18 protein-coding genes and 2 pseudogenes are annotated in these 16371 nt (G+C 36.3%); 4 read left to right on the top strand and 16 right to left on the bottom strand.

All coding sequences use genetic code 11. The features are described 5' to 3' along the window. The first annotated feature begins 142 nt into the window (after positions 1 to 142). Entirely contained in the window at positions 143 to 1069 is a 927-nt protein-coding gene (locus ACQKNR_RS15090; protein WP_427318598.1) for a Gfo/Idh/MocA family protein, read from the top strand. A gap of 128 nt (positions 1070 to 1197) precedes the next feature. After that, positions 1198 to 1596 (top strand): large conductance mechanosensitive channel protein MscL, encoded by a 399-nt coding sequence (gene mscL, locus ACQKNR_RS15085; RefSeq protein WP_427318597.1) that lies wholly within the window; start codon positions 1198 to 1200, stop codon positions 1594 to 1596. Between the two features lie 48 nt (positions 1597 to 1644). Here the strand turns inward: mscL and ACQKNR_RS15080 are convergent, their stop codons facing one another. Continuing rightward, positions 1645 to 1917 carry a DUF3917 domain-containing protein gene (locus tag ACQKNR_RS15080; RefSeq protein WP_071748348.1) on the bottom strand — a complete coding sequence of 91 codons (273 nt, stop codon included), beginning with the start codon at positions 1915 to 1917 and terminating at the stop codon, positions 1645 to 1647. A gap of 132 nt (positions 1918 to 2049) precedes the next feature. Here ACQKNR_RS15080 and ACQKNR_RS15075 point away from each other — a divergent pair. Further along, positions 2050 to 2142: pseudogene (locus ACQKNR_RS15075) on the top strand (DUF4288 domain-containing protein); the annotation flags it as partial. 34 nt (positions 2143 to 2176) lie between these two features. Here ACQKNR_RS15075 and ccpA read toward each other — a convergent pair. The 5 genes from ccpA to ACQKNR_RS15050 all read right to left on the bottom strand — a co-directional run bounded on the left by ccpA (position 2177) and on the right by ACQKNR_RS15050 (position 6875). Continuing rightward, on the bottom strand, positions 2177 to 3175 hold the full coding sequence (ccpA, locus tag ACQKNR_RS15070; RefSeq protein WP_427318596.1) for a catabolite control protein A: 999 nt from the start codon (positions 3173 to 3175) through the stop codon (positions 2177 to 2179). Positions 3176 to 3664: 489 nt separating this feature from the next. Continuing rightward, positions 3665 to 4738 carry a bifunctional 3-deoxy-7-phosphoheptulonate synthase/chorismate mutase gene (locus ACQKNR_RS15065; protein WP_427318595.1) on the bottom strand — a complete coding sequence of 358 codons (1074 nt, stop codon included), beginning with the start codon at positions 4736 to 4738 and terminating at the stop codon, positions 3665 to 3667. A 165-nt stretch (positions 4739 to 4903) separates the two neighbouring features. After that, the gene (locus ACQKNR_RS15060; RefSeq protein ID WP_427318594.1) at positions 4904 to 5923 is read right to left on the bottom strand and encodes a CamS family sex pheromone protein; all 1020 of its coding nucleotides are present in this window, start codon (positions 5921 to 5923) and stop codon (positions 4904 to 4906) included. A gap of 113 nt (positions 5924 to 6036) precedes the next feature. Next, positions 6037 to 6363, bottom strand: coding sequence for a bacillithiol system redox-active protein YtxJ (gene ytxJ / locus ACQKNR_RS15055; RefSeq protein ID WP_427318593.1), 327 nt, complete (start codon positions 6361 to 6363; stop codon positions 6037 to 6039). Next, positions 6363 to 6875 (bottom strand): DUF948 domain-containing protein, encoded by a 513-nt coding sequence (locus ACQKNR_RS15050; protein WP_427318592.1) that lies wholly within the window; start codon positions 6873 to 6875, stop codon positions 6363 to 6365. The genes ytxJ and ACQKNR_RS15050 overlap by 1 nt, the downstream gene beginning before the upstream one ends. A gap of 187 nt (positions 6876 to 7062) precedes the next feature. Here ACQKNR_RS15050 and ACQKNR_RS15045 point away from each other — a divergent pair, with 187 nt between their 5' ends. Then, positions 7063 to 8178 carry an aminopeptidase gene (locus ACQKNR_RS15045; protein ID WP_193410646.1) on the top strand — a complete coding sequence of 372 codons (1116 nt, stop codon included), beginning with the start codon at positions 7063 to 7065 and terminating at the stop codon, positions 8176 to 8178. A 39-nt stretch (positions 8179 to 8217) separates the two neighbouring features. On the opposite strand, the gene ACQKNR_RS15040 is transcribed toward ACQKNR_RS15045, so the two are convergent. From ACQKNR_RS15040 to ACQKNR_RS14995, 10 genes and pseudogenes are all read right to left on the bottom strand, one after another. Next, complete coding sequence (locus tag ACQKNR_RS15040) at positions 8218 to 8652, bottom strand: hypothetical protein (protein ID WP_427318591.1); 435 nt, start codon at positions 8650 to 8652, stop codon at positions 8218 to 8220. Positions 8653 to 8668: 16 nt separating this feature from the next. Further along, positions 8669 to 8850, bottom strand: a pseudogene (locus ACQKNR_RS15035) (hypothetical protein). After that, a complete protein-coding gene (locus ACQKNR_RS15030) occupies positions 8838 to 9251 on the bottom strand; it encodes a PH domain-containing protein (RefSeq protein ID WP_427318590.1) in 414 nt (137 codons plus the stop codon). Before ACQKNR_RS15030 ends, ACQKNR_RS15035 begins: the two are co-directional and overlap by 13 nt. A 45-nt stretch (positions 9252 to 9296) precedes the next feature. Further along, positions 9297 to 9827: a GNAT family N-acetyltransferase gene (locus ACQKNR_RS15025; protein WP_427318589.1), complete on the bottom strand. Its 531-nt coding sequence runs from the start codon at positions 9825 to 9827 to the stop codon at positions 9297 to 9299. After that, positions 9824 to 10372, bottom strand: a complete 549-nt coding sequence (locus ACQKNR_RS15020; RefSeq protein ID WP_427318588.1) for a GNAT family N-acetyltransferase — start codon at positions 10370 to 10372, stop codon at positions 9824 to 9826. Before ACQKNR_RS15020 ends, ACQKNR_RS15025 begins: the two co-directional genes overlap by 4 nt. A 56-nt stretch (positions 10373 to 10428) precedes the next feature. Beyond that, on the bottom strand, positions 10429 to 11334 hold the full coding sequence (locus tag ACQKNR_RS15015; RefSeq protein ID WP_427318587.1) for a DMT family transporter: 906 nt from the start codon (positions 11332 to 11334) through the stop codon (positions 10429 to 10431). Further along, positions 11324 to 11737, bottom strand: a complete 414-nt coding sequence (locus ACQKNR_RS15010) for a MerR family transcriptional regulator (RefSeq protein WP_427318586.1) — start codon at positions 11735 to 11737, stop codon at positions 11324 to 11326. The genes ACQKNR_RS15015 and ACQKNR_RS15010 overlap by 11 nt, the downstream gene beginning before the upstream one ends. 189 nt (positions 11738 to 11926) lie before the next feature. Then, entirely contained in the window at positions 11927 to 13237 is a 1311-nt protein-coding gene (gene murC, locus ACQKNR_RS15005; protein WP_427318585.1) for a UDP-N-acetylmuramate--L-alanine ligase, read from the bottom strand. 252 nt (positions 13238 to 13489) lie between these two features. Then, entirely contained in the window at positions 13490 to 14608 is a 1119-nt protein-coding gene (locus ACQKNR_RS15000) for a nicotinate phosphoribosyltransferase (RefSeq protein ID WP_427318584.1), read from the bottom strand. Positions 14609 to 14669: 61 nt separating this feature from the next. Then, a partial coding sequence (locus ACQKNR_RS14995) for a DNA translocase FtsK (RefSeq protein ID WP_427318583.1) occupies positions 14670 to 16371 on the bottom strand: 1702 nt, incomplete at its 5' end.

Below are 16371 nucleotides of genomic sequence, written 5' to 3'. Positions count from 1 at the left end.
AAACACGCTCACACTCATAACTTTGAAGAGATAGAGAAGATTTTGTTAGAAGGACGTAAGTAAAAAGCTAATTTTTGCCTTCCTCCCCTACCCTATGCTACATTTAACCCGTTATATCAATATTGATAGGGTGGGAATAAACATGAACAAACCTAAAATCGGAATGATTGGACTTGGAAGCATTGCACAAAAGGCCTATCTCCCAACACTTACAAAAGAAACAAATTGGAATTTTGTAGGGGCGTTTACACCTAATGCGGAAAAAAGAAAACAAATTTGTCAGCAATATAGGATTCAAGACTTTCATTCTATTGAAACGTTAGCTTCGGAATGTGATGCCGTTTTCGTTCATAGTTCAACTGCTACACATTATGAAATCGTTTCTGAACTTCTAAAAAAAGGAATCGATGTTTATGTAGATAAACCGTTAGCAGCTACAGTAGAACAAGCCGAAAAGCTAGTCGAAATGAGCGAAAAGTATAACCGAAAGTTAATGGTTGGATTTAATCGCCGCTTTGTCCCTATGTATGTCGCTGCCAAAGAACAGGCTGATGATATTTCATGGATTCGAATTGAAAAGCACCGCACAAATAAAGTCGGGCCATATACGTATGACTTTACTATGTTAGATGATTACTTACATATTGTAGATACTGCCCGCTGGTTAGCTAATGATAACCTTAACGTTGTTCACAATATGATGCAAATCAATGAAAAGAATGAACTTCTTTACGGACATCATACATATACAACTGCAAATGGAATGTTACTTTCTACAGCAATGCATCGCCATGCTGGTACAAATTTAGAACAAATTGAACTTGTAACGACAGGAAAAATCATTCGCGTAAAAAATATGAACACATTTGAAGTTGAAGAGGAAAACTCCGTTTCACAAAGCGGTTCTCCATCATGGGAAACGACGTTAAAACAACGCGGCTTTGAAGATGCTGTTCATCATTTTATTGAATGTGTACATGGAGACATGAAGCCGTTAGTAGATGGATTAGAAGGATTAAAAACACAGCAAATGCTACAATCTCTACTGCACGCCACAAACAAAAATTAAAACGGATACATTTTTCAGAATTTACTTTCATTCCCATTTTCTCTTTCTTTCTCCCGCAAATTTCTATAGAATATGTTGATAGGAATTATAAATTTCATATTGAATCGTGGAAAGGATGGGAATAACACATGTGGAACGAGTTTAAAAAGTTCGCTTTAAAAGGGAACGTAATTGATTTAGCTGTCGGGGTTGTAATCGGTGGTGCATTCGGTAAAATTGTTTCTTCATTAGTAGGCGATGTTATCATGCCATTAATTGGTCTATTACTTGGTGGAGTAAACTTCAAAGGACTTTCCTTTACATTTGGCGGTGCAGTTGTAAAATATGGTGCATTTATTCAAACAGTTGTCGACTTCTTAATTATTGCATTCTCTATCTTCTTATTCATTAAACTGTTTAATAAACTAACGTTGAAAAAAGAAGAAACAGAAGAGGAAGAACTTCCAGAACCAACAAAAGAAGAAGAACTTCTTAGCGAAATTCGCGACTTACTAAAACAACAAAACTCTTCTAAAGATAGAGCATAATTGAACGGATAAAAAGGCATGTCCCGAGGGACATGCCTTTTCTATATGCTATAACGTTTCCGAATTCATATGAATAAATATAATAATACCTGCAACCATAAGTACCATAATGCTACCTGCAAATAGTGTAATACCGATAAACATTAAACTCGTACTTACATCTATCGAAATACTTTCAGTAAAAATAGAAATTACATACGTGATAAGGGCGATTCCTGCAAGAATACTTCCTGGAACAAATCGCTTTAAGCCATTTTGTTTTAACGTCATATATGCAAAAATAGCAGTCATGCAAAGCGTAATTATCCAAAGAACGATCATCTCTTCTCCCCCCTCACAAGCCTTTTCTTTCTATTATACATGACATTGCCCTATAATAGTTAATTTTGCATTTATGTGACATATAACAAGGAATTCTATTCTATATTAGAGCCTAGAAGAACGTTTCACATTTCAGGAAAAGAATTGTACACAAGATTTTTACACGTTAAGAAAAATGAAACTGTAGATACAGTAGCAAAAAAATACTATCCTGAATACGAATAAAAGCTCACAGCAAATGCTGTGAGCTCTTTTATACTTACTTCGTTGAATCTCTAAATTGGATACGGTGAGGTAGGATAACAGTGTGATCTTCCACTTTTTCTTTGTTCATATACTTTGTTAATAGACGCATTGCTACTGCACCGATATCATACATTGGTTGTACAACTGTTGAAAGCTGTGGACGAACCATTAATGCAAGACGTGTATTATCGAAACCAAGTACTTCTACATCAGTTGGTACGTTTAATCCAGCGTCTTGTGCTGCGTGGATTACACCTAGTGCCATTTCATCAGAAGATACGAAGATTGCTGTTGGCTTTTCATCAATGCTCCAAAGCTTTTCGAATGCTTCGATACCTGAATCATATGTGTAATCTCCATCGATTACAAGATTTTCATCATATGAAATACCTGCTTCTTCTAAAGCTTTTTTATAACCTTGTAACTTTTTCGCGCTTCCCGCTTTATCAATGAAAGGACCAGAGACGAAACCGATACGTTTATGCCCTTGCTCAATAAAGTGCTTCATTGCATCGTAAGCTGCTTGTGTATAATCAATGTTTACTGATGGCGTTTCATTTTGCTCATCAAATGATGCTGCTAATACAATTGGCACTGGAGATTTTTTAAATTCTTCAATGTGAATGTCTGTAATATCTTCACCCATGAAAACAATTCCGTCCACTTGTTTTCCAAGCATCGTATTTAATAAATGGAACTCTTTCTCTTTGTTTTGGTCAGAGTTACTTAAAATGATGTTATATTTATACATTGTTGCGATATCTTCAATTCCACGTGCAAGTTCTGCATAAAACGTATTTGAGATATCAGGAATAATAACACCTACTGTAGTTGTCTTCTTACTTGCTAGTCCACGTGCTACCGCATTTGGGCGGTATCCTAAACGATCAATTGCTTCTAATACTTTCTTTCTTGTTGTAGGCTTTACATTTGGGTTACCGTTCACTACACGAGATACGGTAGCCATTGAAACGTTCGCTTCGCGCGCTACATCATAGATTGTTACGTTCATCTCATCGCACACTCCTTCTATTTTTGTTATCTATTTTTATGTATCGGTTACTTGAATGAAAAAAAGACATCAACTCTATTTGCAGATGCCACCAATCGTCCCGAGTTCTTCCTTTTACTAATGATACGATAAAAACGCAGGCTCATACAATATTTTCCCGCAAAAGTTTCGAAAAAATTCGCTTCTTTTCTCGTATTTTCGTATTTTTTATGAAAAAAAGGGCATTTTTTCTAAAAAATAGATGTTCCATAAGTAGAAACCTCATTTTTTAACGGTACGATAATAAATAAGGTGAAATTTTAATCAGTGGGGGTTTTGTTCATCTCCCACTGATTAGTCGCCTTCACCAACCAAGCTTTTACGGCCAGAAATTTATATCGGCGATTTTTCAAATATATCGATTTACCAACAAAAATCGACAATGACAGTCTCTATATAATAAGAGGAAGCTGTTCCAAAACGTATTTTTGGAAGCTTCTTTTAAATTTTTCACAATTTACTTCCAAATACTTTTAATTCTTTCATAAAGTCATTGAACTGCGAAATATTCATTTGCTGTGCTGCATCTGATAAAGCGACAGCTGGATCTGGATGTACTTCAGCCATAACTGCATCTGCGCCAATTGCCATCGCTGCTTTTGCAGCTGGTAGTAGAAGGTCACGTCGCCCTGTAGAATGCGTTACATCGACAACGACAGGTAAATGGGTTTCTTTCTTCAAAATCGGCACAGCGGAAATATCAAGCGTATTACGCGTCGCTCTTTCATACGTGCGAATACCTCGTTCACATAAAATAATGTTTCCATTTCCCTCTGCCATAATATATTCTGCCGCATTAATGAATTCTTCAATTGTTGCAGATAAACCGCGCTTTAATAATACTGGTTTATTTACAGCACCAGCTGCTCTTAACAAATCGAAGTTTTGCATATTGCGAGCACCAATTTGAATAACATCAACGTAATCTATTGACATCTCAATATCATTTGGATTTAAAATTTCACTAATAACAGCTAAATCATATTCATCTGCCACTTGACGTAAAATCTGTAATCCCTCTAATCCAAGACCTTGGAAATCATACGGTGAAGTACGTGGTTTGAATGCACCACCACGCATTAATTTCAAGCCTTGTGCTTTCATTGCTTCAGCAACTTGACGTACTTGTTCATAACTTTCCACTGCGCATGGTCCCATAATAAAATGCTGATTTCCGTCACCAATTTTTTCACCATTAATTTCAACAATCGTATCTTCTGTTTTTTTCTTACGAGAAACAAGTAGCGCTTTACGATGATCATCTTCTTGTAACTCTAAACCAGCTTGGAAAATTTGTTTGAAAATATGTTGTAAAGTCGATGTTTCAAATGGACCATTATTATTCTCTACAATTAAATCCAGCATATTTCTTTCACGTACAGGATCAAAACGGTTCACACCTTGTACTTCTTTTAAATTACCAACTTCTTGTACGAGACGACCTCTTTCGTTTAGTAATTCTAATATTTGTAAATTTAATTGATCGATTTCAGAACGTAAACGACCTAATTGTTGTGATGCCATAAGAAAGCCACCTCTTTCAAATTCCTATATGTTACTTTTTTAAGATAACTTATTATAGCTGATACATATACGATTGTCACACGATATACAGTAATGAATCAATATCAAAAAAACTTCGTACCATTTCATTTACAATAAAAAAAGACAGTTTAAACACTGTCTTTTTTATAAGAAGGATACAAACGGTTTATCGCTGTTTTTCTCTTTTATAATAACAGCCTCGATTTTACTCTCGGACTTTATCTGTAATTGTGCTTTAGCATCTTTAGGCAATTTCTCTAACATCCCTTGAGCAGCCATTTGAGTAAGGGCCATTAATTCTGTTTTACCGTTATATTTAATAACAATATCCATATTTAATGTGTCCATTTGATTTTTCTTATAAGAAACTTTAGCATTAACTGGGATATAATCTCCAGGAGAAAACTCTTTTATCGCCTTAGCAAATTCACTTATTTTTGTATTATCTTCTCCGTGTGCTTGTGTAAATTCATCAGAAGGATATGAATACGCTTTTTCATCGATCGTACTCCAACTTCCAAGGTTCGTATCATTCTTTTGAACAGTAGCACTAGCAATATACGTACCATTTTTTAAAGAACTTGTACTTTCTTGCTTAAAGATAGCAAATGTAATTGGAGATTTGTTATATTTATCATTTTTGTTAATAGCTTCTGTAAGCTGTTTAGCAACTTCAGTCCCTTTCGAAATAGCTTCTTCGTTAGATACACTTGACGACATAGCTAAACCAATTATAACACCAGATAAACTTAATTCATTTGAATTCTGTTTCCCGAAATAGTCTTGTTCTATAATATTTGTCAAAACTGGCGCTTCTACTTTCGCGACTAATTCATCAATTAACTTCTCTGGAATATATTGATTTAATTGCAATACATGACTTTCTGTATCAAATTGCTGTGTTGCAATATTCATTAAACCATTTTCATACTCTGCTAAATCTAATTTGGAATTTGTTTTTATATTAGCTGTATTAATAACCTTTTGTTCTTTTAAAGGAATAACAGTTCTATAATAATCCTTAGAAACAGCAGTTCTCGGAATCATACTTTTTTCTTTTGTATCTTTTTGTATAACTTCATCCTTCTTACTAATCGTATTATTACTACTACAAGCTCCTAGTAATAAGCTTACGACTGCGAAGGATAATGCCATTTTCTTCATTACTTAAAACCTACTTTCAACAATCTAGTTATTTAGTTTGAACTATTAATAGTGTACCATTCAACAAAAACAAAAAAAAGAAAAAGAAGCAAGCACCTTTAGCTTGCTTCTTTTTACTTAATATTCTCTTCTAAAGCATCTTTTTTTATGTTCCAATGAGACGTATTCCATACTACTATCCCATCTTTTATGTATAACACTTGCGGTGATTCGTGTTTAATGCTGTACTGTTCTGCAACACGATTCGAAACATCTCTCGCATCTTGTACATATAAATAATAAGCAGCTACTTCTCTTTCTTCACTGCAATATGCTTGAAACTCTGTGTATGCACCGTGACTAATCGGGCATGTCGTACTATGTTTAAAAAGAACATAAGGCTCGTTCTTTTCTACTAAGACTTCAAGCTCTTCAATTGTTTCAAGTTTTGTCATATTCATTACGATTCACCTCTCATGCGAATTCTAGATCGCTTCTCTTTCTTTTCAGCCTTCTTCTCAAGTCTTTCTAATTTACGCTCTTCTTTTTCAACCTTCTTCTCTTGTCTCGACGCACGGTAATGATTATATACTTCAATTGCTGCGCTACTCCACTGTACAACTTGCGCTACTTTATCTGCGTTATTTTCAATTTCGTCCGTAACAGACTCTGATACATTACGAAGTTTCGTATTTAAAGAATGGATTGTCGTTCCAATCCCGTCAACACCTGCTACTACTTTATTTAGTGACTGTGATTTCTGTTGAATATCATCAGCTAACGCATTTGTTTTATGTAATAATTGCTCCGTCTCTACGCTAATTCCTTGCATTTGTTTTTCTAAACCTTCTAGCGTGCTCGCAACGTTTTCTAACGTCTTCTGAACCGATAACAACGTTCTGCATACATACACTACTAATACAGCGAAAGCAACCGCGATAATAGCTGCACTTACATATAAAAGAACTTGCATTTCATCACTTCCTTTATCTTTTTCATACTTTCCCCTATTATACAATCATTTTCCGTTTCATTCTAATCCCCATCTTTTCATTAGAATTTTCATACTTATTCGTTAACTGTAACATAAATCATTCAACAAATTCCACTAAGTGGGTTACAATAGGAGAGGATACATAATTAGTAGGGAGGCTTTACATATGAAAGATCCACGTATTGAAAAGTTAGCATATAATTTAATTAACTACTCTATCCGATTACAAAAAGGTGAGAAAGTATTAATTGAAAACTTTGGATTACAAAAAGAACTTGTAACTGCACTTGTAAAAGAAGCATATGCAGCTGGTGGTTTCCCATTCGTTTCTTTAAAAGATCATCAAGTAGATCGCTCTTTATTAATGGGTGCTACTGAAGAACATTTCGAACAAATCGCTGCATATGAAGCAAGCGTAATGAAAGATATGGACGCTTATATCGGCCTTCGTTCTGGCGACAATATCAACGAACAAGCTGACGTTCCAAGTGAACGTATGAAAGTTCACGGCCAAACAGTTGGTAAGAAAGTTCATAGAGACATCCGTGTTCCAAAAACACGATGGGTTGTTCTTCGCTACCCAAATGCTTCTATGGCACAGCTTGCTAAAATGAGCACAGAAGCTTTCGAAGACTTCTACTTCGAAGTATGTAACTTAGATTACGGTAAAATGGATAAGGCGATGGATAGCCTTGTTGCATTAATGAACAAAACAGATAAAGTTCGCTTAACTGGTCCTGGAACTGACTTAACATTCTCTATTAAAGACATTCCAGCTATTAAATGCTCAGGCCATTTAAACATTCCAGATGGTGAAGTATACTCTGCACCAGTTCGCGATTCTGTTAACGGTACAGTTTCTTACAATACGCCATCTCCTTATAATGGTTATACATTTGAAAATGTACAACTTAAGTTTGAGAACGGCCAAATCGTGGAAGCAACTGCAAACGATACAGAGCGCATTAACAAAATCTTTGATACAGACGAAGGCGCACGCTACGTTGGTGAGTTCGCAATCGGCGTAAACCCATACATCTTACATCCAATGGGAGACATTCTATTTGATGAAAAAATCGATGGCAGCTTCCACTTCACTCCTGGACAAGCTTACGACGATGCATGGAACGGTAACAACTCTAACATCCACTGGGATTTAGTATGCATCCAACGCCCTGAATACGGCGGCGGCGAAATTTACTTCGACGACGTACTAATTCGTAAAGACGGACGCTTCGTTGTACCTGAACTAGAAGCTTTAAACCCAGAGAACTTAAAATAATATAAAAAACGCTCGGAACTATATCCGAGCGTTTTTTTATTAATACTTTAATAAATCTTTCGCTACATCTTCTGGCACTTTAAAACTCATTTTCTTATTTTTCATTTCAACTTCAACATACGGGACATCTTTATATACTGTCATAGTACCAATTTCATGTAATTCTTTTTTATCTTTACTCGAATCCAATAATTTCGTTGTATCCTCTTGATACATTTTAAATGTTTTCCCTTGCGGAGTATCTAAAGGAGCCGCTTCCATTTCCCACTTATCCATTTTCATTACTTCAAACAGCTTTTCAATTTCTTTCTTATCCGCAATTGTTTTTTTATCAATAGAATCAGTAAGCGATTCAATTACAATTTTTTGTGCTTTTTCTAAGTTCATATCTGCCTTTTCCTTCTTCGTACTACATCCTATTAAAAGAACGGATGCGGTTAGCAAAAGTAAAAATAACATAAGGACTTTTTTCATTTCTAATCCCCCTGTACTATATAGAACTATTCTTTTTGCTTTTTGTTTGCTGCGAATGGAAATAAAATAAAAGTGTCACTGCGATAGTACCTATTAATATTGGTACATATAAGGGCAGATCCCATTTAATATATACTCTAGTACAAATGCTAACACCAGCAAAATTTCCAAACAAAATAAAGCTTTTACAAATTCCATTTCTCCCCAACCATATCTATTTTCACATTTAGATTCTCTTTTTCAACAAGTAATAAAAACTGTGTCATATCTTGCGGCATCGCAATCATATGGACTTTATATGCATTCGTCGTAATTTCAAGGTATTTCCCAACTTGACGAACAATTCTTATATCTTTTAATACAACATCATCATTTAAAATACCATACTTTAATACACCATTTTCCACTTTATGTTTTTTAATAAACACTTCCCAAACGAGTGGTACATTTACAATGAGGCATAAGCCCATCCCGATTAACGCTGACATCCAATGCTCTTTATTTGCGAAAAACATGACAATTGGATACACAAACATAAATACTAGCGTGAGACTAACGAAAATTACTGCTGACTTACTTCTTTGAATCGGAAAGTTCATACTTACACCTCCTAATCCAAATTATACCACTATTTTCATTTTAGTTCATAGAAAAAGGCCATTTCTGAATGACCTCCTTAAACAATGTACAATGTACCTATAAAATTTCTTATCTACTTCTAACACAGGAAAGCTTTTTGGCAACTCTTCTATATTCACACTTTGGAAACCATTCTTTTCATAAAAGCGATGCGCCGCTAAGAATTTCACTGTCGTTCCTAAATAAATATCTTTCAACTTTTTATTCTCAGCCCACGAAATTGCTGTTTGAAGCAGCATACGTGATGCGCCCCATTCTTTTCCGCGAAACTCTTTCTTCACGAACATTTTTCTTAGCGCTACTTGATGATTCCCAATATCTAATAAAGCGATTGTTCCAACTACTTTACCATCATAAGTTGCCACCCAAAAGTTTCCATAATCCCTTTGATAGAACGTTTCAATTTCTAGTAAATCCGGCTGTTCTTCTTTCGTAATTGGGACATTGTATTCTTTTTGCTGAATATGAACAATGAGATCTATTACTTCCTCTTGAAACATACTTTCATACGGAATAATATGAATCTTCCCGTTCATCGAATCTCCTTCCATTCTGAAGCTAATAAACTATATACAGCGATATCTTGAAAATGATCGTATAGCCATTCTTCATCTCTTAAAATACCATCTAACTTAAACCCTAAACGCTCTGGAATCGCACGGCTTTTCGTATTTTCAACACCGCACCTAATTTCAATTTTATTCAGTTTTAAATTTTCAAATGCATAGTGAAGTACAGCCTTTACGCTACGCGTCATAATGCCTTTTCCCCCAGCATCTTCTGTAAGGTAATATCCAAGACTCGTCGCTTTCTTCCCCCAGCTTACCGGATGAATGCCTACCATCCCAACGAGCTTTCCTTTATAACGTATACCACTTTCAAAACCGTCTCCCTCTGCAAATTTCTTTAACCACATCGGAAAAATCTCATCATAAGCATCCGCAGATTTTGTCCCATCTACCCAAGGGAGCCATCTTCTTAAATGGTTACGGTTTTGATCTATTAATTGATATAATTCCTCTTTATGATGCTTCTCTAATAATTGTAGTTCGATTTCATCATCTACTCGGAGTGTGAACATGTTTTTTAGCCCCTTTTTATTTTTCTTATTATTCTAACATTTTTAGGTGGAAAATGTTAAATGTTCACACTTCTTTTGGGTTTTATTTGTATAAAACCGGAAGAACACAATACTCCCGTAATAACTAATATCATCCCTATACATTGTGCGGGTGTTATATTTACTCCTTCTGTAAAAGAAATAACCATTGTAACAACAGGTACTAAATTAAAAAATAAAGATGTTCTCGCTGCCCCAATTTGGGCAATTCCATTATTCCACCATAAGTAACCGAGCACACTCATTCCAATTGCCATAAAGAGAATTGCTCCCCAAGCTAATAAAGGAATTTCCAAAACTGGTACTATACTTTTTTGCGTAGAAGATATCATAATAAAGGCAAGGGCACCAATAGTCATCGTATATGTCGTAGTTTGTAATGGGCTGCCAGTTTTAATAAACCTTCTGCTTAATACACCGTATAACGCCCAGCAAATATTCCCTAATAAAATATAAAAATCCCCTTTTGAAAATGATATATTTTGTAGTGTGGTAAACGAACCTTGTGTAAGCACAAAAACAACACCAAGTAGTGCAAGTAACATTCCAATTCCTTGGCGCTTTATGATTTTCTCTCGTAAAATGACACTTGCTAATAACGTCGTAACAAGTGGATTTGTCGCCATAATAAGCGCCCCATTAATAGCTTCTGTATGTTTCATTCCTAAAAAGAAAAAGAAGTTAAAACCGAATACACCAACTATACCAAGCAAAAGGTAATAAGCCCTATTCTGCCTCCATACTTCCAACTCAAAATCATTTCGTATTTTTAAAAGACATAGCATTACAAGTGCAGCAATTCCAAAACGCCATGCCGCTATATGCATTGCTTCGAAATATTGTACGGCATATTTCGAAGCATTAAATGTTCCACCAGTGAAAATCGCAAACCCTAGTAACTGAGCGTATACTTTATTCTTCATTGTCGGCCTCCGAGTTGTTCTCTTCTAGAAAACCGTAATAAATTTCTAACTTCTCCTCTGTTAACAGAACTACTTTTTGCAATTGCTCCTGTTGTTCTTTTAAACGCTCTAAGTGAGTTGTTAAAATTGAAATCCTCTTTTTTACTTTCGCAGGTACTTCCTCTTTCCGCTGTTTGATCTCCTCTATAATACATCCATCACTTGCAAACTCAGCCATCTCTTCTAATGACATTCCAGTTTGCTTTAATGAATATAAAAATTTTAATAGGCGCACATCACCTTCTGTATACTGACGAATACCGCTGTTTCGCGTTGGTGGTGGTAATAAACCCAATTTCTCATAATAGCGCAAAGTATGGATACCCATCCCTGTTAGCTCTGCTACTTCACCGATTTTATACATGTTCTCTCCCCCTTCTTTTTACATTTTTATCTTACAACCTAGAGTTAACTCTAGGTCAATACGTAAATAAAGTGAAACTTTAATCAGTGGGGGTTTTGTTCATCCCCCACTGATTATCAGCCCGCAAATAGCGGGATAAAAATCAAACACAACAAAAAGACGCACAGCCATAGCTATGCGTCTTTTCTATTACTTCTCTGCAACTTGAACTTCTTTTACGTAAGCTGCTTCGAACTTTTGGATGTCTCCTGCGCCCATGAAAATTAGAACGCCGTTTTTATGTTTCTTTAATACATCCGTTGTTGTATCTGTAATTAGTTCTGCACCGTCAATACGCTTTTGCAGATCTTCGATTGTTAATTCACCTTTGTTTTCGCGTGCTGATCCGAAAATATCACATAAGTATACTTGATCAGCTTTGCTTAGGCTTTCTGCGAACTCATCTAAGAACTTTTCTGTACGTGAGAATGTGTGCGGCTGGAATACAGCGACGATTTCACGCTCTGGATGTTTTTGACGAGCAGCTTCAATCGTTGCGTTAATTTCTGTCGGATGGTGTGCGTAGTCATCGATGATAACTTGCTCTCCCATTGGCTTTTCATTAAAGCGACGTTTTACGCCTTCAAAAGTTGTTAATTGATGTTTTACAGCCTCTACATCAACATTTTCATAATGGCAAAGCGCGATTACTGCTAATGCGTTTAATACGCTGTGGTTGCCGTATCCTGTAATTTTGAATGTGTCATAGTACGTATTACGAACGAATACATCGAATATCGTACCATCCGTTCTCTTTTGGATGTTACGTGCTTGGAAATCATTATCTTCTCCAAATCCATAGAAAATAACAGGTACTTTCGCTTGAATTTTTTGAAGTTCTTCATCATCTCCACATGCAATAATGCCTTTTTTCACTTGCAATGCCATCTCTTGGAATGCACTGAATACATCATTGATGTCTGCAAAATAATCTGGATGATCAAAATCAATATTTGTCATAATTGCATAGTCTGGATTGTAAGACAAGAAATGACGACGATACTCACAAGCTTCAAATACAAAATACTTACTATTTTCTACCCCATGCCCAGTTCCATCTCCAATAAGGTAAGATGTCGGGTGTGCCCCTTGCATTACATGGGCTAACAAACCAGTTGTTGATGTTTTTCCATGTGCACCAGTTACAGCAACACTTGTGTATTGGTTCATCAGGTCACCTAAAAAGTGGTGGTAACGATGTACTGGGATATTTAATTCTGTTGCTGCTACGATTTCTTCATGCGTATCAGGAAATGCATTTCCTGCAATAATCACTTGTCCTTCTTTAACATTATTTTTATCAAAAGGAAGGATCGAGATATTACGCTTTTCCAACGCTACTTGTGTAAAGAAACGCTTTTCATAATCAGACCCTTGAACAGTATGCTTCATGTCATGAAGAATTTGCGCTAATGAACTCATTCCTGTTCCTTTAATTCCTACAAAATGGTAAACTGTCATCTTAAAGAACCTCCAACATTTCGAACTAATACAACGGCCTATCTATAAGACAGTATATGAATCTTTTCTTATTTTGGTAATCATCATACATTTTTGATGTAGTGAAGTTATTCTTTCCCTTCACTGATCAGGATAAACTCGTACGTACTTCTTTGTATGTCCATAACAAATCCATTATAGCAAAAAAGAAGCCGCTATACTATGATAACAGAAAAACTGATAGGGTCAATCACCTATCAGTTTTTCTCTCTTTTACATATCTTCTCTTTTTTCTAATTGAACACGTTCTAAACGTGGGTTTGGACGATATTTACGGCCAGCTTTTGCTTCTGGCTTTCCATTTAATTCTACGTTATCACCAGTAAAGCCGATATTCATTTTTAATAAGCTACTTCCTACCCCGTATATATCAACAGGTACGTTTTGAGCTTCAAATTCACGAATACGTTTCTCATCAAATCCACCAGTTACAACGATGTCTACATGCTGAAATCCCTCTTCATCAAGTGCTTTACGAAGTGCGAATACAAGCGATGGGTTTACACCACGTGGATCGAATGTTCCAAGTACTTCTGGATGGCGAATGAAGTATTGATCAATCATTGTGCGAGACGTATCTACGCGTACACCTTTTAATGTTGATCCAAATTCACGCGCTACGCGAAGTGCATCTGTAATGACATCATTATTGTAATCAATTAGTACAACTAATTCATCTTCTGGGAATTTCTTATGATATGCTTTTGCCGCTTCCACAACATCACCATTAAACATTTGAATTAATGCGTGAGGCATTGTCCCCATACCACTTCTTCCCCACCATTCATTCATCGCATGCGTCGCTTGTGCGCTCATACCTCCGATATATGCTGCATAACCGTCACCAGCTTGTTGCGTATAATGATCATCGCGATCTCCCATGAAAATAACTGGTTTTTCTTTATCTACACTACGTGCAGCTTGGACAACGTTATATACGTTTGTCGCAACCGATGTACGACGAGCTAGAATCCCATCAATAACACCTTCTAAAAATCCAAAGTTTTCATAAGGACCGTGAATTGTTAACACTGTTTCAAACGGGCTAATTTTATCGCCATCTTTTAAAGAGTGAATCTCAAGTTCCTCAGGATTTTTGGCGAATGTTTGTAGCAATGCAATCACTTCATCTGTTCCGCAAAGAACTGCATTTTCCTTTTGGAAAAATTGCATCGTTACAATACTTTTCGGGCGAAATTCTTCAATGATTTCTCTAGTCTTTAAAAAGTAAACGGCAGAGAACCAACCTTCTCCAACACGTTCATCAAATTTAAATGTTTTATTTGTTAGTCGATTTATTTCACCTTTTAATTTTAATTCAATTTCTTTCATGTCGCTTTACTCCCTACTTTACTATCCAACATTTTCTCTTAGTATACAGCAAAACCGTGTACTATACATTTGTTTCCTGCATAGCAGCGAATTCATCCTCAGAAATAAGAACGTCTCTCGGTTTCGTTCCTCTTGCTTCAGAAATAATCCCTTGCGCTTCCATTTCTTCAATTAGACGTGCCGCGCGATTATAACCGATACGGAATTTTCTCTGTACAGAAGATGTGGACGCTCCCCCTTGTTCTACAACAAATTGACATGCATCAAAGAACAATTCATCTTCCGACTCAGCCTGTTCTGTTTTCGCTAATAAATCCTCTTGCTGAAATAAGTAATTCGGCTTCATTTGCTTTTTCACATGATCAACTGTTTTTTCGATCTCATCATCCGATACATATACACCTTGTACACGAACTGGCTTAGATGTACCGTTCCCTAAAAATAGCATATCACCACGTCCAAGTAATTTCTCCGCGCCCCCAATATCGATAATCGTACGCGAATCAACTTGAGATGATACAGTAAACGCAATACGCGTCGGAATATTTGATTTAATTAAACCTGTAATAACATCTACAGATGGACGCTGCGTCGCAACTAATAAATGAATACCACAAGCACGTGCTTTTTGTGCGATACGACAAATCGCTTCCTCAACATCACCAGGTGCTACCATCATTAAGTCCGCTAACTCGTCAATAACGATAACGATATAAGGTAATGTCTCACCCGGAATTTCTCGCTCACTTACAATTGTATTATAGCGAGTTAAATCCCGAGCACCAGCGTGCGCAAACAATTCATAACGACGCTCCATCTCATCCACTGCCCATTTTAATGCGGCCGTAGCAGCTTTTACATCCGTAATAACAGGTGCTACAAGATGCGGAACCGAATTGTATGGTGCAAGCTCAACCATCTTCGGATCAATTAACATTAACTTCACTTCATGCGGTTTCGCTTTATATAAAATACTCGTTAAAATTGCATTAATGCACACACTTTTTCCTGAACCAGTTGCACCTGCAATAAGTCCGTGTGGCATTTTTCGAATATCCGTTACAATTGGATCGCCTGAAATATCAAGTCCTAGCGCAACAGTAAGCGGTGATTCGCTCTTTGTAAATACAGGACTTCTTAAAATTTCACGAAGAAATACTGGCTTACTTTCTTTATTTGGAACTTCAATTCCAATCGCACTCTTTCCTGGAATCGGCGCTTCAATACGAATATCCTTCGCAGCTAAACTCAACTTAATATCATCACTTAAGTTTGTAATTTTATTTACTTTTACACCTGGGTCTGGCTGTACTTCAAAACGAGTTACTGCTGGCCCTTGTGACACATTCATAACATGTGCTCCAACATGGAAATTATTAAACGTAGTATCTAATAATTCTTTCTGTTCTTCTAACCATTCCGTATTATCTAACGTTGCTTGCTGCGGAATTGACAACAATGCTAATGGCGGAACGGTATATGTTGGTGGTGTTTGTAATACGTTTCGCATATCATTCTCTCTTTGATTTACAACATATGCTTTCTCTTGTACTTCCGTACTTGAAATTGGCGCTTGTACTTGCTCTGCCACTACTTGTTGCATTGGCTTTTCTTCCATTCGTGATTCTACTACCACTTGTTGCATCGGTTGTTCTTCCACTTGTGGCTCTACTACCACTTGTTGCATCGGTTGTTCTTCCACTTGTGGCTCTACTACCACTTGTTGCATCGGTTGTTCTTCCACTTGTGGCTCTACTACCACT

It is taken from the genome of Bacillus sp. NPDC094077 (assembly GCF_050279465.1).
GTDB lineage: Bacteria > Bacillota > Bacilli > Bacillales > Bacillaceae_G > Bacillus_A.
The sequence above is the reverse complement of the archived record's forward strand: the minus strand, read 5'-3'. Positions and strand labels throughout refer to the sequence as shown.